This is a genomic window from Lysobacter sp. SCRH-1R, assembly GCF_057747855.1.
The window spans coordinates 2,982,821-2,999,844 of sequence record NZ_CM173227.1 but is presented as its reverse complement, the minus strand read 5'-3'; the positions used below and the strand labels follow the sequence as shown (position 1 = coordinate 2,999,844).

The 17,024-nt window shown below is 64.5% G+C and carries 20 protein-coding genes; 8 read left to right on the top strand and 12 right to left on the bottom strand.

All coding sequences use genetic code 11. The features are described from left to right. Positions 1 to 54: 54 nt before the first annotated feature. Positions 55 to 1,068 carry a TraB/GumN family protein gene (locus AC3ANK_RS13735; RefSeq protein WP_484171447.1) on the top strand — a complete coding sequence of 338 codons (1,014 nt, stop codon included), beginning with the start codon at positions 55 to 57 and terminating at the stop codon, positions 1,066 to 1,068. Between the two features lie 96 nt (positions 1,069 to 1,164). On the opposite strand, the gene dxs is transcribed toward AC3ANK_RS13735, so the two are convergent. From dxs to AC3ANK_RS13690, 9 genes are all read right to left on the bottom strand, one after another. Then, the gene (dxs, locus tag AC3ANK_RS13730) at positions 1,165 to 3,072 is read right to left on the bottom strand and encodes a 1-deoxy-D-xylulose-5-phosphate synthase (RefSeq protein ID WP_484172885.1); all 1,908 of its coding nucleotides are present in this window, start codon (positions 3,070 to 3,072) and stop codon (positions 1,165 to 1,167) included. Positions 3,073 to 3,197: 125 nt separating this feature from the next. Next, on the bottom strand, positions 3,198 to 4,295 hold the full coding sequence (locus AC3ANK_RS13725; protein WP_206861301.1) for a helix-turn-helix domain-containing protein: 1,098 nt from the start codon (positions 4,293 to 4,295) through the stop codon (positions 3,198 to 3,200). Positions 4,296 to 4,454: 159 nt separating this feature from the next. Continuing rightward, entirely contained in the window at positions 4,455 to 5,117 is a 663-nt protein-coding gene (locus AC3ANK_RS13720; protein WP_206861300.1) for an HNH endonuclease, read from the bottom strand. A gap of 80 nt (positions 5,118 to 5,197) precedes the next feature. Next, a complete protein-coding gene (locus AC3ANK_RS13715; RefSeq protein WP_206861299.1) occupies positions 5,198 to 6,982 on the bottom strand; it encodes an acyl-CoA dehydrogenase C-terminal domain-containing protein in 1,785 nt (594 codons plus the stop codon). 69 nt (positions 6,983 to 7,051) lie between these two features. Next, positions 7,052 to 7,525, bottom strand: a complete 474-nt coding sequence (locus tag AC3ANK_RS13710) for an LEA type 2 family protein (protein WP_206861641.1) — start codon at positions 7,523 to 7,525, stop codon at positions 7,052 to 7,054. 116 nt (positions 7,526 to 7,641) lie between these two features. After that, positions 7,642 to 7,803, bottom strand: a complete 162-nt coding sequence (locus AC3ANK_RS13705) for a hypothetical protein (RefSeq protein ID WP_206861298.1) — start codon at positions 7,801 to 7,803, stop codon at positions 7,642 to 7,644. Between the two features lie 595 nt (positions 7,804 to 8,398). After that, positions 8,399 to 8,767 carry a hypothetical protein gene (locus tag AC3ANK_RS13700; protein WP_484171446.1) on the bottom strand — a complete coding sequence of 123 codons (369 nt, stop codon included), beginning with the start codon at positions 8,765 to 8,767 and terminating at the stop codon, positions 8,399 to 8,401. Between the two features lie 385 nt (positions 8,768 to 9,152). Further along, on the bottom strand, positions 9,153 to 9,734 hold the full coding sequence (locus AC3ANK_RS13695; protein ID WP_484171445.1) for a hypothetical protein: 582 nt from the start codon (positions 9,732 to 9,734) through the stop codon (positions 9,153 to 9,155). A gap of 23 nt (positions 9,735 to 9,757) precedes the next feature. After that, positions 9,758 to 10,141, bottom strand: coding sequence for a hypothetical protein (locus tag AC3ANK_RS13690; protein ID WP_484171444.1), 384 nt, complete (start codon positions 10,139 to 10,141; stop codon positions 9,758 to 9,760). A gap of 237 nt (positions 10,142 to 10,378) precedes the next feature. Between AC3ANK_RS13690 and AC3ANK_RS13685 the strand changes: the two genes are divergently transcribed. The 3 genes from AC3ANK_RS13685 (at position 10,379) to AC3ANK_RS13675 (ending at position 12,657) form a co-directional block, all read left to right on the top strand. Then, positions 10,379 to 10,600 carry a hypothetical protein gene (locus AC3ANK_RS13685; protein WP_484171443.1) on the top strand — a complete coding sequence of 74 codons (222 nt, stop codon included), beginning with the start codon at positions 10,379 to 10,381 and terminating at the stop codon, positions 10,598 to 10,600. Between the two features lie 39 nt (positions 10,601 to 10,639). Beyond that, the gene (locus AC3ANK_RS13680) at positions 10,640 to 10,939 is read left to right on the top strand and encodes a hypothetical protein (RefSeq protein ID WP_484171442.1); all 300 of its coding nucleotides are present in this window, start codon (positions 10,640 to 10,642) and stop codon (positions 10,937 to 10,939) included. A gap of 389 nt (positions 10,940 to 11,328) precedes the next feature. Then, positions 11,329 to 12,657, top strand: coding sequence for a tyrosine-type recombinase/integrase (locus AC3ANK_RS13675; protein ID WP_484171441.1), 1,329 nt, complete (start codon positions 11,329 to 11,331; stop codon positions 12,655 to 12,657). A 304-nt stretch (positions 12,658 to 12,961) separates the two neighbouring features. Here the strand turns inward: AC3ANK_RS13675 and AC3ANK_RS13670 are convergent, their stop codons facing one another. From AC3ANK_RS13670 to AC3ANK_RS13660, 3 genes are all read right to left on the bottom strand, one after another. Continuing rightward, positions 12,962 to 13,369, bottom strand: a complete 408-nt coding sequence (locus tag AC3ANK_RS13670) for a hypothetical protein (protein ID WP_206861296.1) — start codon at positions 13,367 to 13,369, stop codon at positions 12,962 to 12,964. A gap of 27 nt (positions 13,370 to 13,396) precedes the next feature. Then, the gene (locus AC3ANK_RS13665; RefSeq protein ID WP_484171440.1) at positions 13,397 to 13,861 is read right to left on the bottom strand and encodes a hypothetical protein; all 465 of its coding nucleotides are present in this window, start codon (positions 13,859 to 13,861) and stop codon (positions 13,397 to 13,399) included. Positions 13,862 to 14,207: 346 nt separating this feature from the next. Further along, complete coding sequence (locus AC3ANK_RS13660; protein ID WP_425492552.1) at positions 14,208 to 14,402, bottom strand: plasmid mobilization protein; 195 nt, start codon at positions 14,400 to 14,402, stop codon at positions 14,208 to 14,210. 93 nt (positions 14,403 to 14,495) lie between these two features. Here AC3ANK_RS13660 and AC3ANK_RS13655 point away from each other — a divergent pair, with 93 nt between their 5' ends. From AC3ANK_RS13655 to AC3ANK_RS13640, 4 genes are all read left to right on the top strand, one after another. After that, on the top strand, positions 14,496 to 14,699 hold the full coding sequence (locus AC3ANK_RS13655; RefSeq protein ID WP_206861293.1) for a hypothetical protein: 204 nt from the start codon (positions 14,496 to 14,498) through the stop codon (positions 14,697 to 14,699). 124 nt (positions 14,700 to 14,823) lie between these two features. Beyond that, positions 14,824 to 15,111 carry a hypothetical protein gene (locus tag AC3ANK_RS13650; RefSeq protein WP_484171439.1) on the top strand — a complete coding sequence of 96 codons (288 nt, stop codon included), beginning with the start codon at positions 14,824 to 14,826 and terminating at the stop codon, positions 15,109 to 15,111. After that, a complete protein-coding gene (locus tag AC3ANK_RS13645) occupies positions 15,108 to 15,551 on the top strand; it encodes a hypothetical protein (protein WP_484171438.1) in 444 nt (147 codons plus the stop codon). Before AC3ANK_RS13650 ends, AC3ANK_RS13645 begins: the two co-directional genes overlap by 4 nt. A gap of 207 nt (positions 15,552 to 15,758) precedes the next feature. After that, positions 15,759 to 16,805, top strand: a complete 1,047-nt coding sequence (locus AC3ANK_RS13640) for a hypothetical protein (protein WP_484171437.1) — start codon at positions 15,759 to 15,761, stop codon at positions 16,803 to 16,805. Positions 16,806 to 17,024: the final 219 nt, after the last annotated feature.

Below are 17,024 nucleotides of genomic sequence, written 5' to 3'. Positions count from 1 at the left end.
CCCGATCCGCGCGGGGCAGGAATGTCCGCGCATCGCCAGCCAAGGGAATGCCGAATGCTCCATCGAACCGCCATGCTGCTGTCCGCATTCCTGTTCGCCGCCGCGGGCGCGGCCCACGCGCAGGGTGCGCCGCCGGTCGAGCCGCCGATCCGCGACCTCGAACCGCTGGTGGTCAGCGGCGTCCAGCCCGGGCCCGGGCTGTGGAAAGTGCGCAGGGGCGGGCACACGCTGTGGGTGCTCGGCACCGTGTCGCCGTTGCCGCGCCGCATGGACTGGGAATCGCGCGAGGTCGAGCAGGTCATCGCGCAGTCGCAGGAGGTGATCGAGCCGCCGGGCGTGCGCATCGACACCGACCTGGGTTTCTTCGGAACCCTGGCGCTCGCGCCCAAAGCCTTCGGCGCGCGCAAGAACCCGGACGGCCAGACACTGCAGCAGGTGGTGCCGCCGGACATGTACGCGCGCTGGCGCGTGCTGAAGGAGAAATACATCGGCCGCGACCAGGGCGTGGAGAGTTACCGGCCGATCCTCGCGGCGATGGAGCTGTACCAGGAAGCCATCGAGGACGTCGGCCTGCGACAGGGCGGGGTGGTGTGGCCGGTCGTGGAGAAGCTCGCCAAGCGCCACAAGGTGCCGCGCACGGACCCGATGGTGACGGTGATGATCGAGGATCCGAAGGTCGCGCTGAACGAGTTCCGCAGCTCGCGACTGGCGGATCTGGATTGCTTCGCCAAGACGCTGCAGCGTCTGGAATCCGACCTGGGCACGATGCGCGATCGCGCCAACGCGTGGGCCGTGGGCGACCTGGAAGCGCTCAAGGCACTCCCGTACACGGATCAGAACGAGGCGTGCCTGCGCGCCGCCGCGCAGTCGGGCGTACTGCGCAAGCGCACGGGCGATATCGAGGAACAGGTCGCCGCGCGGTGGCTCGATGCGGCAGAGGCGGCGCTGGCGAAGAACGCGACGACGTTCGCGGTGTTGCCGATGCGCGAGCTGACGCGGGCGGATGGGTTTCTCGCGCGGTTGAAGGCGAAGGGGTATGTCGTGGAGGAGCCGGTGCCGGTTCCGTAGCGCCCATGACCCTCGTCCCGTCCTTCGCCGGGATGACGGTGATGTGGTTTTTCCGGGCGTCGCGGGACGAGGATGAAGCAGGCGTCGTGCGCGACGTCAACCCGCCGCGCTCACCGCCACATTCGCCCGTCCCAGATCCGGCCAGCGCCGCAGCACCGCCGCGCGGATGCCCGCGACATCCAGCCCGGATTCGGCCAGCAACTGCTCGCGGCTCGCGTGGTGCTGGAACTCGTCCGGCAGGCCCAGGTGCAGCATCGGCAGCGCGATGCCTTCGGCGTTCAACAGTTCCGCGACGCCAGAGCCCGCGCCACCCGCGACGACGTTGTCCTCGATCGTCGCGAAGCCCGCATGCGCATGCGCCAGCTCAAGGATCAGCGCACGATCCAGCGGCTTCACGAAGCGCATGTTGACCACCGTCAGGCCCAGCTCCGCGCCCACCGCTTCGGCGGCGGCGGTGACCGAACCGAACGCCAGCAGCGCGATCTTCGAACCGCTGCGGCGCACTTCGGCGCGGCCGATCGGCAGCGTGTCGAGCGTCGGCTGCACGGCCACGCCCGGGCCGGTACCGCGCGGATAACGTACGGCCGCCGGACCTTCGTGGTGATACCCGGTGCTCAGCATCTGCCGGCATTCGTTCTCGTCGGCCGGCGCCATCACCACCATGTTCGGCACGCAGCGCAGGTAACTCAGGTCGAGGTTGCCCGCGTGCGTCGCACCGTCCGGGCCGACCACGCCGCCGCGATCGATCGCGAACAGCACGTCGAGGTTCTGGATCGCCACGTCATGCACGAGCTGGTCGTAACCGCGCTGCAGGAACGTGGAATAGATGGCGACCACCGGCTTGGCGCCTTCGCACGCCATGCCGGCGGCGAGCGTCACCGCGTGCTGCTCGGCGATGGCGACGTCGAAATAGCGCTGCGGGTATTCGCGGCTGAAACGCACCAGGCCCGAACCTTCGCGCATCGCCGGCGTGATGCCCTGCAGGCGCGGCTCGGCGGCGGCCATGTCGCACAGCCAGTCGCCGAAGACGTCGGTGTACGTCGGCTTCTTCGCGCCGGGCTTGCTGATCAGGCCCTTCTCGGGATCGAACGGACCGACGGCGTGGTAGCCGATCTGGTCGCCCTCGGCGAGCTCGTAGCCCTTGCCCTTGGTCGTGATGATGTGGAGCAGCTGCGGACCCTTCAGGCCCTTGAGCGTCTTCAGCGCGGAGAGCAGGGCGGGAAGGTCGTGGCCGTCGATCGGGCCGGTGTAGTGGAAGCCCATTTCCTCGAACAGCGTGGACGGCACGAACATGCCCTTCCAGTGTTCTTCCCAGCGCTTGACGAACTTCGCCGCCGGCTTGTTCTTGTCGCCGAGCAGGCGCTTGCCGCCTTCGCGGATCGCGTTGAGCGTGCGGCTGCCGGTCAGGCGTCCGAGCATCTGCGTGAGGCCGCCGACGTTCTCGGAAATCGACATCTGGTTGTCGTTGAGGATGACCAGCAGGTTCGGCTCGGGATCCATGCCGCCGCCGTGGTTCAGCGCCTCGAACGCCATGCCCGCGGTCATCGCGCCATCGCCGATCACCGCCACGACCTTGCGGTCGTCGCCCTGCTGCTGCAGCGCGATCGCCATGCCCAATGCCGCCGAGATCGACGTGGACGAATGGCCCACGCCGAAGGTGTCGTACTCGCTTTCCTCGCGCTTCGGGAACGGCGCGACGCCGCCGGCCTGCTTCACCGTGTGGATGATGTCGCGGCGGCCGGTGAGGATCTTGTGCGGGTAGGTCTGGTGGCCGACGTCCCACACCAGGCGATCCACCGGCGTTTCATACAGCCAGTGCAGCGCGACGGTGAGTTCGATCACGCCCAGGCCCGCACCGAAGTGGCCACCGACGAGGGCGACCTGTTCGATCAGGTAGGCGCGCAGCTCGTCGGCGATCGCGGGCAGTTCCTCTTCGGGGAACTGGCGCAGGTCGGCGGGAACCTCGATGCGGGACAGGCGCGGATAACGTTGCGGGTCGATCATCACGACGGTGTCAGACGGCAAGTTCGCCATTGTCCCGCCGTCGTCCGGGGTGGGCAAGGATCGAACCGGGCCGTATCACGACGCCCTGTTCAGATGCGGCCCGTCCGCCACGCCAGTGGCGGCGATCAGCGTCCGCGCAGGCGGCCGAACAGGCCGCTGCCGGTCTTGCCGGGATCGACCGGCTCGGGCTCGCGCTCGACCTCGGCGAAACCGGTGGCGAGGTTGGCGTTGATGAAGTCCGCCACTTCGGCCTGGGTGACGCCGCTGGCTTCGGCGATCTCCGACACCAGCGCCGGGCCCTTCATCATCACCGTCGCGATGCGGAAGTGCTTCGGATATTCGCGCTCGGTTTGCGGCCATTTGACCATCAGGTAGCGGCGCGACGGGTCGTGTTCGGACGCCAGCGCGCCCTTGCCGGCCAGCAGGTTGCCGAACCACACCAGTCGCGACAGGGGCATCGCGGCGCCCAGGCGCGCGCTTTCGCTGGCCCAGGTGGCCGCGTCGACGGGCACGAATTCGGCCGAGTCCAGCCGGCCTTCGAAATGCCGCGCCAGCGGCTTGAGCGCGGCCGGGCCGTGATAGACGCGCTGGTCGAGATCGAGCAGCAGGCCGTCGTCGGCGCCGCGCAGGCGCACGCGGCCCTTGAGGCGGTCGTTGGCGATCCAGTCGAGCAGCGAGCCTTCGACGATCGACGACGCAGGTGCGGCGGCGGCGACCGGCTCGGCGGCCACGGGCGTTTCGATGGCGGGCTTTTCGACGACAGGCGCCGCCTCGACGACGGGAGCCACGGGTGCGGGTTCCGGCGCGGATGCGGGCTCGGCAGCGACCGGCGCGGGTGCAGGTGCGACCGGCGCGGGCGCGGCAGGTGCCGGCGCGGGCTTCGGTTCCGGCGCGGCCGGCGCATCGAAGGTGATGCCCGCCTGCGACGCGATATCGCGCAGCAGGTTGCCCACGCTGTTCGCGTCGAACGGCTGGCCCAGGCGGAAATCGGCCTGCGTGCGCTGCGCGGCGGTCAGCGCCACCACGCTCTTGCCGGCGGCGTGCAGGCGCAACCAGCTCATCGGGCCGTACATGCTGTCCATGTCGACGATGACGTACTCGGCCTCGGTATCGGGCACCAGGCTCCAGGCGTTCCCCATGCGGCTGTTGGCCGCCTGGATCGCCGCCTGCAGGGCGGACTCCGTGGTCGGGTCCATGCCGGTCAGACCGAGGGTCAGGCGCATCGTGAATCCGTCGTGAATTTGCAATGGTTGGCGAGTGTTACGGACGCCCTTACGGTCGTCAACGCGCGCGGAGCGTCGCATCTGAACCTTTTAGGTCAGATGGCCCGGGGCGAGAAGTGCGATCCGATCAAATCGCGAACCGCGTCACGCGATGGCGGCTCACGCCTGCATGCGCGCGTTCTTCGGCAGGTGGCTGCGCAGGAACGCCATCTGGTCGGCGAGGATGTTGCGGTTGGACAGGATCAGGTGCTCGACCCAACTTGGCCGGTACGGCACGGCCAGCAGCGGCATGCCCGCCTGCTGCGGCGTGCGGTTGCCCTTGCGCGAGTTGCAGTGGAAGCAGGCCGCGACCACGTTCTCCCAGAGGTCGCGACCGCCCTTGGACACCGGCACGACGTGGTCGCGCGTGAGGTGCGGGCGGCTGAAGTCGTGGCCGCAGTACATGCACAGGTAACCGTCGCGCGCGAACAGCGCGGCGTTGGTCAGGGCGGGCGTGGGATCGAGCGCGTGCGTGCGCGCATGACTGCGCGCGGCGACGATGGGATGCAGTTCGATCACGCTCCGCTCGCCGGTGAAGCGGCTGATGCCGCCATGCACCTGCAGGCAGGGATCGCCCAGCGTCCAGGCGACCGCACCGCGCACGTAGAGGCAGGTGGCGTCCTGCCAGCTCATCCAGTCGAGGACGCGACCATGCGCGTCCAGCGACAGTAATCGGACCGAATTGAGTCGGTCTATCGCGCCGCGTGGCACGAAGGGAGGCGACGCCGGATCCAGATCGGTTCCGGTTCGGACCAGGCGCAGGTTCGCTCTATCGGTCTCCATCGGGACACCAGCTTATACGCCATTGTTTACATTTTGTGTACTTGCGGCCCGCGGGGGTGTCCCGCCGCGGGCCGTCGCACTCAGCCGGCCTCGACGGCGAGCTCCGGCAACCCCGCAACGCCGCTGTCGATCGCCGCCGCGTGGGTGAGGGTGCGCGGCAGGATGCGCGCGAAGTAGAAGCGCGCGGTCGCACGCTTGTCGTCCTTGAACGACGCCGGATGCGACGACGCATCGGCCGCCGCCACCGCGCGCGCCCACCAGTAGGCGAGCACCGCGTAGCCGGAGTACATCAGGTAGTCGTACGATGCCGCGCCGATCTCGTCGGCATTGCCGGCCGCGCGCTGGCCGATCTGCTGGGTCAGCAGCTGCCAGCGCGACGCGGTCTCGCGCAGCGGGCCGACGAATTCGGCCAGGGCCTCGTTACCCGCGTTCTCCTCGCAGAACCGCTGCACGCGCGCGAGGAACGCCTTCAGTCCCACGCCCTGCATCGCCATGATCTTGCGGCCCAGCAGGTCCAGCGCCTGGATGCCGGTCGTGCCTTCGTACAGCGTGGTGATGCGGGCATCGCGCGCGAGCTGCTCCATTCCATGCTCGGCGATGTAGCCGTGGCCGCCGAAGCATTGCAGCGCGTTGTACGTGCACTCCACGCCCCATTCGGTCAGGCACGCCTTCACGATCGGCGTGAGGAAACCCGCCTGCGCATCGGCCAGTTCGCGTTCGGCGGCATCATTCGAATTCGCCGCGATGTCGCCCTGCATTGCGGCGTCGTAACCCATCAGGCGACCGCCTTCGATCAGCGCCTTGCACGTCAGCAGCATGCGGCGCACGTCGGGATGCACGATGATCGGATCGGCCGGCTTGTCCGGGAACTTCACGCCCGACAGCGCGCGCATCTGCAGGCGTTCGCGCGAGTAACGCAGCGCGTTCTGCAGCGCACGTTCCGACAGCCCAAGCCCCTGCAACCCGACGCCCAGCCGCGCGGAGTTCATCATGGTGAACATCGCCATGAGACCCTTGTGCGGCGCGCCGACCAGATAGCCCTGCGCGCCGTCGAAATTCATCACGCACGTGGCCGAACCGTGGATGCCCATCTTGTGTTCCAGGCTGCCGCAGCGCACCGCGTTGCGTTCGCCGATCGACCCGTCCTGCGCCACGCGCTCGCGCGGCACCACGAACAGCGAAATGCCCTTGCTGCCGGCCGGTGCGTCGGGAAGCCGCGCCAGCACCAGGTGCACGATGTTGTCGGTGAAATCGTGCTCGCCGGCGGTGATGAAGATCTTCGTGCCGGTGATCGAATAGCTGCCGTCGCCGTTGGGTTCCGCGCGCGTCTTCAGCAGGCCCAGGTCGCTGCCGCAATGCGGTTCGGTCAGGCACATCGTGCCGGTCCAGCGGCCTTCGACCAGCGGCTTGAGGAACGCTTCCTGCTGCCAGCTCTCGCCGTGGTGCAGCAGCGCTTCGATGGCGCCGTGCGAGAGCAGCGGGAAGTTGCCCCACGCGAGATTCGCCGCGTCGATCATTTCCTTCAGCGGCACGCCGACCAACTGCGGCAGGCCCTGTCCGCCGAAATCGACCGGCGAGGTCAGCCCCGCCCAGCCGCCGTCGACGAACTGCGCGTACGCCTGCTTGAAGCCCGCTGGCGTGGTGACGGCGCCGGTCGCCGTGTCGAGTTTGCAGCCTTCGCGGTCGCCCACCGGATTGAGCGGCGCGAGCACGGTTTCGGTGAAACGCGCGGCCTCATCGAGCACGGCGTCGAGCACGTCGCGCGTGGCATCGGTGAATCCCAGCCGCTGGAACTGCGCTTCCGCGCCGAGGACGTCGAACAGCGCGAAGCGCATGTCACCAAGGGGTGCTTTGTAACTGCTCATGTGGAATTCCGTGCGGGACGCGCGCTGCGGCGGTCGTGGAGGGCGGTCGGTGGAAAGACGGGAGGGCGATCAGCGCAGCACGCCGGGCAGGCCCGGCGCGGGGCTGAGTACGCCGCTGCGGTCGAGGTCGAAACTGCGCTGCTTGCCTTCGTCCGGCGTCGCGTCGATGCGCCCGCTCAGCGAGTAGGACAGGCTGCGACCGGACGACAGCGCATCGGCCGCGGCGAACTTGCCGGCGGCGTCGGGCGTCATGTTGACGGTGATGACGTCGGCCGATTCCGGGCCGATCGACAGCGCGGGCTGCGCGCGAAGGCGGCCGGTTTCGGCATCGGCCACCTTGACCGCCAGGTCGACGTTCTCGAAGCGCATTGGGATGCTGCTGAAGTTTTCGATGCGAAGTTCCGCCGACCAGCTGCCATCGGCGCGGACGGTGAGCTGCTGGATGCGCGCGGACGGTTCGGAGACGCGCCGGACCGGCCCGCTGGAACAGCCGGCCAGCAACAACGCGGCCAGTGCCAATGCGGTCCAACGTGTCCAGTGCATCGCCTTCATGCCGCCGCTCCGTCGTGATGGGAGGGCGAGCATACTACGGCGCACGGTGGGCTCCGCCAGCGTGGCGGGGCCTGAAGAGGGAGCAGGTCGAAGCGAATCTCGGGGGATCAGGTCGCCGCGGCCGGTGCGATGACCTGCGCGATCAGGGCGAGCGCCGCGACCGTGCTCCAGACGATGAGATAGCGCAGCGCCGCCCGGCGCGCTGTGCGGCGGCGGACGAGTCGGGACGCATCGGGGCTGGCGGAGGGGAGGGCATCGGAATCGCGCACGGCGCGCGAATCCCGCGAGGAACCGCTGGCGTAAGTCGTTCCCACCCTGGTTCCCCCTGAAGCCCTGCCAATGTCCCGCAAGAAAGAAGAAGCGCCCCGGCCCAGCAAGCTCACCCGCTCACGGTGACGGCCTGATTCCATTGCTGAGCAGCATCCATGCTTGCGCATTGACCGGGCTGCCGGGGCGGACGCCAGAATCGCGCCTGAACCTGCCGTGATGCCATCGGGCGATTGCGCTACTCGGGGTAAGAAAATTCCTACATCCGGAGCGCAACTCTGGTTTGGGGTGGTCGCGTGTGGGTGGGCGGACGGCCAGTGGTCCCGTCCAACGGAGTCTTCGCCTGGCTGCCCCTTGTCGTTGTCGCACCGCTGCCGTTGCCGTCACCGTCGCGTCGCGGTCGTCATTAGCCTGGGCCTTTGTAGCCCGGGTAAGGCGAAGCCGCACCCGGGGAAGCGTGTCCGCGATGGCTCGCCCCCGGTGCGCTTCGCTTACCCGGCTACAGGAGCCCGCTTGCTGCAGCCCCAGAACGCACAACGCAGAAAACGTGTCGCTACCTCGCAGAAGTATCCCTCGGCCATCCTCGACCTGCACAGTTCACGGAAGGCGCACGTCCGGCTCATCGAACGCGAGGACATCCACGACTTCCTCACCCAACAGCAGAATGAAATGCCTGACTAATGACATGTCTCGAGTGTGGAGACCTTCGTCGAACGTCCACGGCGACAGTTCACTCCGCTCATCAAGCAAGATCGTGCCGCGCATGTCGCCAAGGTGTCCCAGCAACCGGAGGCGAACTCCCTCATCGGCTATTCGGACCATGAGGGGGGCCACAAAACGAATCGTCACTAGGGAGTCGCCATTGCGACCGAACGCCTGAAGCCTGACTACGCCGTCGTCGTAGACAACCAGAGTACGGACGACTCCCTGGACGGTCGGGAGACGAACCTTGAACCTTTCTTCCATCTTTGGTCTTCCGTGTAGGCCAAACGTCCGCTTTTAGTAGCGGACGAAGTTGGTTAACGACGAAACCTACTGAAAAATGCCTTATGGGCCAGCCAAATGACTAGGGGGGCAGCTAGCAGAATGATCGCGATGGCCATATCCCCAAAATCGGACAGCCATGCCTTAGGTCTGGCCGCCTGGTAAATGGTCGGAGCTGCTGCGTGCCGCACCCCTGCGCCCCACAGCGCCGCTACTGTAGTAGCGAGCGTGAGGATTAGTCCTACAAGGGACGGAAAATGAACTTGTCGCTTCATTGCTCGCTTCTTACCGCCGACCCTGTCGCTAACCATCGTGCGCTCACAGTCCTTTAGTGCGCGGGTGGACGCCGACTGTCCAGAGCTCGCCGTCAGTCGCCGCGAGGCCGGGAAGTGCATCGGCACTTCGGGAACGGAAGACAGAGTGGCGTATACAGATAGCTTTCCAGAAGGGCCGGAATCCCGGCGCACGCAATTTGAAGCACTTGCGACGGCCATCGCCCCGACTCCACGTCCGTTGTCATGTGCGCGAGCACTTTGTTCGCTAGGCTAAAGATGGCGAGAAAACCCGCTTCCGCATCTTCCTGCGGGCCTTGGTAGCGTGCGATAGCTTCGTTCGGACGCACGAGCGACAAGGGCGCCCCATCGCGCGTGAAATCTTCTATGCCGATATCGTTCGGGCGTCTCTTGCTCACGTTGGCGAGGCGGCCTTGCTTGTCCATACACAGCCCCATGAATTCAAGCAACGCTCTCGCGTTAATGACGCCGCTTTCGAGTGTTGGATAGATGAACCCTGCTGCTGTTCCCTCGATGACCAAATCTCCGTCAAAGCGGATTTCCATTCGCAACCGTTCTTTGTCGGCGTTGTAGTGCGCCAACGCGATCCCCATAGCGTGCAGCGTTTCGAGTCGGGACGGCAGCCATCGATTCAACACCAATTGCTTATCCATCATGTGAGTCGTCTTCCCTTGTCGCTTTAGTCGTCGACTTGAAGTGACTGATGCCGATCCTCAAGCACAGGGTTAAGCGGGTCATCACGATTAGTTGCGATCTTGTACCAGAATCCTAGAACGTTTCCATCGAGCGTGATTTTTCGTGCGTAGATGCCGACTAGAAAAGGATCGTGCCCAACGTGTATTGGGCCTGCGCAGATATCCACCATCGCACGGAACATCGGGACTTTCGGATTCTTCTTGTAACGAAGCCGTTCGCTCAGGGACGCGTGATGGTCCGTGTAAAGTTGCTCCATGAAGTCAGCGACGAAGCGGACGTTTCGTCGCGCCGGCAGAATCGACACCAGTTTCCGGGTGTGCTCGTGATAGGACTCCTCATAAACGATCCATCCGGCGCCGTGGTTCATACGCGATCCTTGGGAACGTCACCACGTCCCCGGCTTGTTGTCCGCAGCGACTACCATCGCAGTCAATTCTATTGCGCACCTTGGATGAGCGTACCCGACCGGCGGCGCTGGAATCGCTGCCCGACGAGGGGTAGGGTTCGCATTGATCGGCGGCGACCATGAGCCGCCCACGTGGCACGGCACGGCATGGACCGGCGCACGCATCCCGCGTGCGCCTTTTCCTGCTTAGGTGCCGACATGACCCTCGACGACTTGAACGAAGCCCAGCGCGCCGCGCTGGTGAAGCGCATCAATCGCGCCTGCAATCCCGGCCTTCGCCTGCGCACGTGCCGCGAGGGCACGCGGGCGTTCTCCGATTTCGGCCGGTACTACTGGCACGACCGGAATCGCAACGTCGTTTTTGAAATGTGGGTGGACCCGGTGGAGGAAGCGAAGGCTTTGGGCGTACGCGTGGCATAACCGCAACGCGTGAGACGTGCCCGGCGCACGATGCCGGGCATGTTCGAGTGGCAACCCCTCCCCATCGCCGGCGACCTGCACGGCCTGCCTGTTTGCTACCTGCTGCACGGCACCGAGATTGTGCGCCTGTCGCGCGCAGGGGGCTGTGGCGACTGGCGGGCGACACTCGAACAGCACCGGCCATGGGAAGCCCGTCACGTGCGTTCCTGTGCGTCCTATGACACCGGCCGGCATGGGGTCGAACTGTGGGCGGCCCGGCATACCGACCGGCTGCTCGCCGAGGTCGGGGCGATCCATGCGGCTCGGTCGGGATGGTCGGCGGCGGCCCCGCATGAGTGACGCACAAGCGCAGGCGGCGCGCATCGATAGGGCGCTACGTCGGAGCGGGTCAGGGTAGGCGGGCCGTGTGGCGCGTTTGTGTGCCGTGGCTGAGCGCCATCCGCCGACCGGATATGTGCCGGATACGCGGTTCGGAAGCCGAAAACGAAAAAGGGGTCTGCATCGCTGCAAACCCCTTCAAAACAGCTTTATTCGAATGGTGGCCGGGGAGGGAATCGAACCCCCGACACGGGGATTTTCAATCCTTGATGCCACTCATCTACTGAATACGGGGACCTACTGATACCCCTTGCACTACAGCGACTTAGGGCGCATGTTTTACTGGCAGCTACTGGGGAAGGCGGCTTGTCCTGCTACCCAGGTGCTACCCAGATGACGCGGTGGGCGAGATGGCAGAGATCGTTAAGTTCACTGAAGCAAGAGTGGCAGCCCTGCGCCAGAAGGTCCGGTCTGGCCGCATTGAGTTCCAAGACGAGGAGGTCCCTGCTCTCCGGCTCCGCGTCACGGCGACAGCAGCCAGTTGGAGTGTCTTGAAGCGCATTCCTGGCGGACCGATGACGCGCGTGTCGTTAGGGAAGGCGGATAACGTTTCGGCGACCGAGGCCCGGAAGCAGGCCAAGGTAAAGATTGGCGAATTGCACCAGGGCATCGACCCCAACGCCGTGAAGCGGCAGAGGAAGGCTGCGGCACACCGTGAGGGGCTCACCCTGGGCGAGGGATTGGCTATCTATCTTGCCGAGAGGGACCAGTTGCGGCCCGCTACGAAGGTGACCTACGAACGCGACCTCCGGACGACCTTCGGCGACTACTGGGACCGCCCGCTGATCGATCTGACCCCCGAACGGGTCCGCGATCGTCACCGTGATCGCAAGACTCGCGATATACGCGCCCAGGCGAAGGTGGAGACGGCTTTGTCCCGGAAGCGCATCAAGGCCAGCCCTGCACGCGCGGACGGCGCTGTACGCGCGCTGCGGGCCGTCGTGAACTATCTGAGGGCTGAGCGGGGCCTAGATCTCCCTGACGTAGCCAAGCGCATCACAGCGACGAAGGGGTGGGGGAATGTCGCCCGTCGAAAGCGGGCCCTCATCGGCGACACCCTCCCTGAGTTTGTGGCTGCGGTCCGCTCGCTGCCCGAGGATCTTCCGCCTGACCTGAGTGGGACGCAGCGCGACCTGACCTTGTTCCTGCTGTGCACCGCCCTTCGGTGGACGGCCGGCGCGGGACTCGAATGGTCAGAGATCGACTTCAAGGCCAAGACGATCACCATTCCCAAGGAGCGCATGAAGGGCAAGGTGGCGCACTCGCTCCCGTTGGGGCCGCAGATGCTGGCAATGCTTAAGCAGCGGCAGAAGGACGGGCGATCGGACCGTTACGTGTTCCCGGGGCTGGGGCGCGATGAGAAGGGGAGGATCGTCTATCAGCCTATCAACAGGCTTTCGAAGCGCTTCCTAGACAAAATCAAGGACGCCGAGGGTGCACGCATCACCTGGTCACCGCATGACCTGCGGCGCACCGCGCTTTCGCTGCTGGAAGCGATGGACGTGTCTGCGTATGCGCTCAAGGCCATTGCGGCGCACAGCCAGCTTGCTGACGTGACGGCTGGCTACCTCACGGACGACGTGGAGCGCCTACGGAGCCCGATGGAGCGTCTAGAGGAAAGGATTCTCGGCGGACAGGGCAGGAAGATCATTCCGCTCCGGCGTGGCTCGGCGAGCTGATCTACCGACAATAACCGTTACTGCTCGTGCCGACTAAGCTGGAAGCACCGCTCACAACTTTTCGACATGAGCACGAGCAGCATTGGGCCGTGGGGTAATGGCAGGGTCCCGCCGGAGGCGCCACCTCGATCGACGCCCTCGGCGGGTTTGTCAGACGAAACGGCGAATCGATTACTTTCTGCCGTAGTGCAATTCCTCTGGCACTGCGAAAGTATCGTGTCGCGAGTTATCAAGTCTCGGCGCGGCGAACTAGCACGGCACGCAACATGGTGGATGCCCAGACGCCTCGGGGCTGTTGGCAGATTTAGATCTGTCCCCAAGGCAGGATGAAGCGCCATCCCGGGCGTAGCGCTCGTAGTTCTTTCTGCCACCGGGCGAAGTTGGAGGCTGTCGTTTCGACAGGAACTTCCCTGGATGACGCAATCAAGTCGGTCACCTGTCGGACGATGATCAACAGTTTTTCTCCTGCACCACGATGCTTAAGGTGAAAGAGTTCTGAGGCGATCAAGTGCAGTTCCTTGACTCGCTCGGTGTGTTGAAAGTCCGTCCTTCGCTCGTCACCCATGTAGTCAATGACCCTGACGCATCTGAGTGCTTCGTGCTTTAGGGCGTTGAACTTTGCCTGCTTCGCCATGAGCAGGCCGAAGTAGTAGCCCGCTAATGCGCCTGGAACGAGGGCCATTGTGAGCTCGTAGATGAAGCTGTTCGCCATATCAATCCTTGTCGGCGGCTCCGGTCGCTACAGCGCGTCGAAGTTGATGTAGCTGCAGTCCCCGCGCATCACGGAGGCTTTCGTGATCAGCACTCCGTCTCCAGATCTGCTGAGGGTGTGAAGATACTCGAGATGCCCTGAGCTGTTCTTTAGGAACGTGTAAACCTCTGCGGTCGTGCCTGGGTAAACGACAATGACGGAAAAGGCATTCTCTCCCTTGGTCAGGAGTGAAACGCGCCCGCCGTCGTCGCGAGCAGAAACGATATCCTTACGCGCGTCCACAAACAGGATGTCAAGGTCACTCTCTCCGGTCTTAACGAGCTTCGTGATGCCGCCAGTGATTCTCTCTTCTGACCAGCCGGCATCCTTCTTTCCTATAAGGCCGATCTCTGGGAAGTACCCTTGCCCAACTGGATCCGAACAAGAAGCGACGTCAGCCGCCTGCGCGGACCAGCTCACGGCTAGGGCGGCGGAGAGAATAGCTACCTTCATGGGCACTACCATGGCTAAGTTAGCGAGCAAGTTCAGTAGCACGCAGCCGGCGCTCTAGAGCAGATCACGTCAATTCTGGCCTCAAGTGCCTCCGCGTGGGCCGATGTCGCTTCCGCGGCAGCGAGTGCTGCGTCCGCCGCCTGCTTGGCTTCTTCGACCTCAGACGCCAACGTGTTCCCCGACGCAGTGCCATCATCTAAGGCTGATGCCGTACTTTGCGCAATACTCAGCGCTTCCTCGGCCGTGTGTTGGGCGTGTTCAACCTGATCCTTCAGGCTTGGGCCGCAGCCAGTCAGCAGCCAAGCCATGGCCGCAGCCATAGCTATCGCGCGCATCGATCACCTCCTCAGCCCTGATTGGGCTCCCCGGCCTTCTTCTTAACACGCTTGGCCTTCTCCAGAGCGGCCGTTCGGATGAATTCCGACACCTGCTCCCCTGACGCTTCTGCGCCCTCGTCCAAGTCCTTTCGCTCCCCCTTTGTCAGCCGGAGCTGGAGGACTTCCGTACGTCGTTCTGATTCGGGCAGGGGTGGTCTCGCCATAAAGTTCTTGCAATTGCAAAAAAGGAGATTTAGTGTAATTGCAGAAACGGCCCCGAGCAAGGCGGCCGTGGCCCTAAGGGGCAGGAGGTAGCCATGACCGTCTGGACTACAGCGAACCGGCAGGAAGAAGAACGACTTCTGAAGATCTATAGGGACCTTTCGACTAGGGACAAGTTGCGGGTCCGCGGGTATGCCGAGGCGATCGCGGCCGCGCCCGCCAAGCCGATCCAGTCTTCGCCCGTGACCCTTGTCGAGTTCCTCGCCGGTCTGATCGGGAGGGTCTCATGGGCACGCTAATCACCCTGACGGCAGACGAAGCCTCGTTCCTGGCCGCGTTTCTGGAGCTCAGCCCGGCCGAACAGGCCCTAGTGCGGACGGCGATGGCGCACTTGGCCGGCGCCCGTGCTGCGGGAGGTGGCCGATGACCGCCATCGTCGTCTCGTTTCCACCGGAACGCATCTACCGGAACCGTCAGGAGCAGACCGAGATGCGGAAGGCCTGCCAGTTCATTCGTCGAAAGTTCCCGAACATGGCTCCGCGCGATGTGTGGGATAGCGCGGCGACCGGGATGGCGATCAAGACAGACTGGGAAAAGATGCGCAACCGGCCCGCGAATCCCACGCCGCTCGACGACAGGGCTCGTCAGCTGGCTTCCCGGCTTGTGAAGGCGATGGCCCCTGAAGAGTTCCATCCGGATGGTGCAGCATGACCGCGCCCGCAACCAATAGCCAATCGGGTCAGCTGATCCAGTTCCCGAAGACCAGGAAGAGGGGAGCCAAGGTCAAGACGGGTCCCTGTGCCCAAATCGTGGCCTTCCCCGCACGCGCGCAGACGGGGGAACTCTGGAAGAGGTGGATGTGGCTCAAGCAATTCGGTGATGACTGGTCGGTGGAGGAGATCGGAGACATCGACGAGGTCGTCCCATCGTGTTCGCGCGAGGGCGAGAGGGCAGAGCGGTTGAAGCAGGCACTTGGCGATGTGCCGGGCTGCGAGGTCCCGGCGCTGGAAGCACGCCTGCGTAAGCGCTCTGCCGTGAAGGACTGGCTCGGTGGACTCGGGGTGGACTGGCCTCAGGTCCGGAATGCAGAGGACGCGCTGTTCTACGTGTTCGATCGGCTGTCAGGCCCCACGCCGCCGAGCGTCGCCTAGGATCGTTTCGCCGGCTTTCGCCCCCTTTCGCAGCGGTTCGCGCGGGTTCGCACCGTTTCGGTTTACAGAAGTTGACAGCTGTTAACAGGGATTAACAAGGCCCGGCCGCCGTTGAGTTCTTGGAGGCCAGCCACAAATCCATGAGTCAACGCGAGGCAACAAAAGGCAACATGAGGAAACGGAAAGTCGCCGAGAGGGTCGGAAGCTATGCGCGATAAGGACAGATCCCAGCTACATGCAGTCGGTTTCGTCCTCGGCTTGGCGGACATCAAGGGCGAGCCCCTGCCTTCGGAAGTGTTGGACCGCCACGACTGGTCCAGCAAGTTCCTGCTCGCCAAGGAGATGGACCCGGAGACCCACACGGGCCCAGCATGGGTGCCATTCAACCTATGGCAGGTGTACGAGTACGGGTCCGATTCCCAGCTCAAGGATGTTGCTCGCACGCTGATCTTTAGCCCGGGCGCAGAAGATGTCTGGGCAACGATCGAGAAGTCCTACGACCGACCTAACAACCTCACGAGCACGCTCCCACTCACCATCTGTGGTGCGTTCGACCATTGGGCGAGGATCAGCAAGGCCACTCCCTCGGATCACCGCAAGCTAATGACCCGCCTCAGAAGTCATGCCCGCTCGCTGGCGACTGAGATTGAGAGGATCAATCTCCTGCGGGAATACCTGACGGGTGAGCCCCTCGACTTCATGGAGTTGTACACGGAAGAAGAGCGGACTCAGGTCCATGCTCGCGTCCGGCTGCACAACCTCTACCTTCGTAAAACCGCAGAGATTGAGCAGGAGGGAAAGCCTCTTGGCTACCGGATGGGAGACGTGGCTGGGCGCGTAACGAAGGCAGACTGGGATGAGTACAACAGGCCCAAGGACGACCCGGACGCACCGGAGTCGCCGGTTAATCACTCGGTGGCGAGTACTGAGGCGCACGAGACTTGGCGGCTCATCCATGGCGATCCCTCAGAAGGGGTGCCCGGAATCGTCCCGCCGCTACCAGAGCTGTTCAAGCGGCTCGCAGCGGAGTTTGACGCGATGGCGAAGGTTCCGGCGCTCCAACGTCCCTCGCACGCCAATGCGAAGCGGAATTTCGTTGCGCGGCAGCTTGGGCAGTACTTCAAGAACTCAGCCGGTCATGCGTCGCCGTCGCTGATCGCCAGAATCGTTTCCATGTTCTTCCCCCAAGGTATTTCTGAGAACGAAGTTTCGCAGATGCTTGCGAAGCTTCCCGAGCCCGGTTGGGAAGACTGAATTTTCTGGTCCAACGTCGCGCCACAAAACTAAGCGGTCCAACGCTTTCTGGGGCATAGCTTTTCCATCCGAAGCCACGTGGATGCGCGTGGACATCGGAGGAAAGACCTGTGGTAACGCGATCGGAACCGGCCTTCGGGCCCCTTGTTGAAGAGTGCGCCAAGCACGGCATCAGCCGGTCTGTGGCGTATGAGCTGGTGGCGAGCGGCCACCTTCAGA

What these genes read in the sequence shown, in the direction of transcription:
- AC3ANK_RS13735 (WP_484171447.1), top strand. Translation starts at nt 55, where the DNA reads ATGCTCCATCGAACCGCCATGCTGCTGTCCGCATTCCTGTTCGCCGCC.
- dxs (WP_484172885.1), bottom strand. Translation starts at nt 3,072, where the DNA reads ATGATCGACCCGCAACGTTATCCGCGCCTGTCCCGCATCGAGGTTCCC.
- AC3ANK_RS13725 (WP_206861301.1), bottom strand. Translation starts at nt 4,295, where the DNA reads ATGCGCCTGACCCTCGGTCTGACCGGCATGGACCCGACCACGGAGTCC.
- AC3ANK_RS13720 (WP_206861300.1), bottom strand. Translation starts at nt 5,117, where the DNA reads ATGGAGACCGATAGAGCGAACCTGCGCCTGGTCCGAACCGGAACCGAT.
- AC3ANK_RS13715 (WP_206861299.1), bottom strand. Translation starts at nt 6,982, where the DNA reads ATGAGCAGTTACAAAGCACCCCTTGGTGACATGCGCTTCGCGCTGTTC.
- AC3ANK_RS13710 (WP_206861641.1), bottom strand. Translation starts at nt 7,525, where the DNA reads ATGCACTGGACACGTTGGACCGCATTGGCACTGGCCGCGTTGTTGCTG.
- AC3ANK_RS13700 (WP_484171446.1), bottom strand. Translation starts at nt 8,767, where the DNA reads ATGGAAGAAAGGTTCAAGGTTCGTCTCCCGACCGTCCAGGGAGTCGTC.
- AC3ANK_RS13695 (WP_484171445.1), bottom strand. Translation starts at nt 9,734, where the DNA reads ATGATGGATAAGCAATTGGTGTTGAATCGATGGCTGCCGTCCCGACTC.
- AC3ANK_RS13690 (WP_484171444.1), bottom strand. Translation starts at nt 10,141, where the DNA reads ATGAACCACGGCGCCGGATGGATCGTTTATGAGGAGTCCTATCACGAG.
- AC3ANK_RS13685 (WP_484171443.1), top strand. Translation starts at nt 10,379, where the DNA reads ATGACCCTCGACGACTTGAACGAAGCCCAGCGCGCCGCGCTGGTGAAG.
- AC3ANK_RS13680 (WP_484171442.1), top strand. Translation starts at nt 10,640, where the DNA reads ATGTTCGAGTGGCAACCCCTCCCCATCGCCGGCGACCTGCACGGCCTG.
- AC3ANK_RS13675 (WP_484171441.1), top strand. Translation starts at nt 11,329, where the DNA reads ATGGCAGAGATCGTTAAGTTCACTGAAGCAAGAGTGGCAGCCCTGCGC.
- AC3ANK_RS13670 (WP_206861296.1), bottom strand. Translation starts at nt 13,369, where the DNA reads ATGGCGAACAGCTTCATCTACGAGCTCACAATGGCCCTCGTTCCAGGC.
- AC3ANK_RS13665 (WP_484171440.1), bottom strand. Translation starts at nt 13,861, where the DNA reads ATGAAGGTAGCTATTCTCTCCGCCGCCCTAGCCGTGAGCTGGTCCGCG.
- AC3ANK_RS13660 (WP_425492552.1), bottom strand. Translation starts at nt 14,402, where the DNA reads ATGGCGAGACCACCCCTGCCCGAATCAGAACGACGTACGGAAGTCCTC.
- AC3ANK_RS13655 (WP_206861293.1), top strand. Translation starts at nt 14,496, where the DNA reads ATGACCGTCTGGACTACAGCGAACCGGCAGGAAGAAGAACGACTTCTG.
- AC3ANK_RS13650 (WP_484171439.1), top strand. Translation starts at nt 14,824, where the DNA reads ATGACCGCCATCGTCGTCTCGTTTCCACCGGAACGCATCTACCGGAAC.
- AC3ANK_RS13645 (WP_484171438.1), top strand. Translation starts at nt 15,108, where the DNA reads ATGACCGCGCCCGCAACCAATAGCCAATCGGGTCAGCTGATCCAGTTC.
- AC3ANK_RS13640 (WP_484171437.1), top strand. Translation starts at nt 15,759, where the DNA reads ATGCGCGATAAGGACAGATCCCAGCTACATGCAGTCGGTTTCGTCCTC.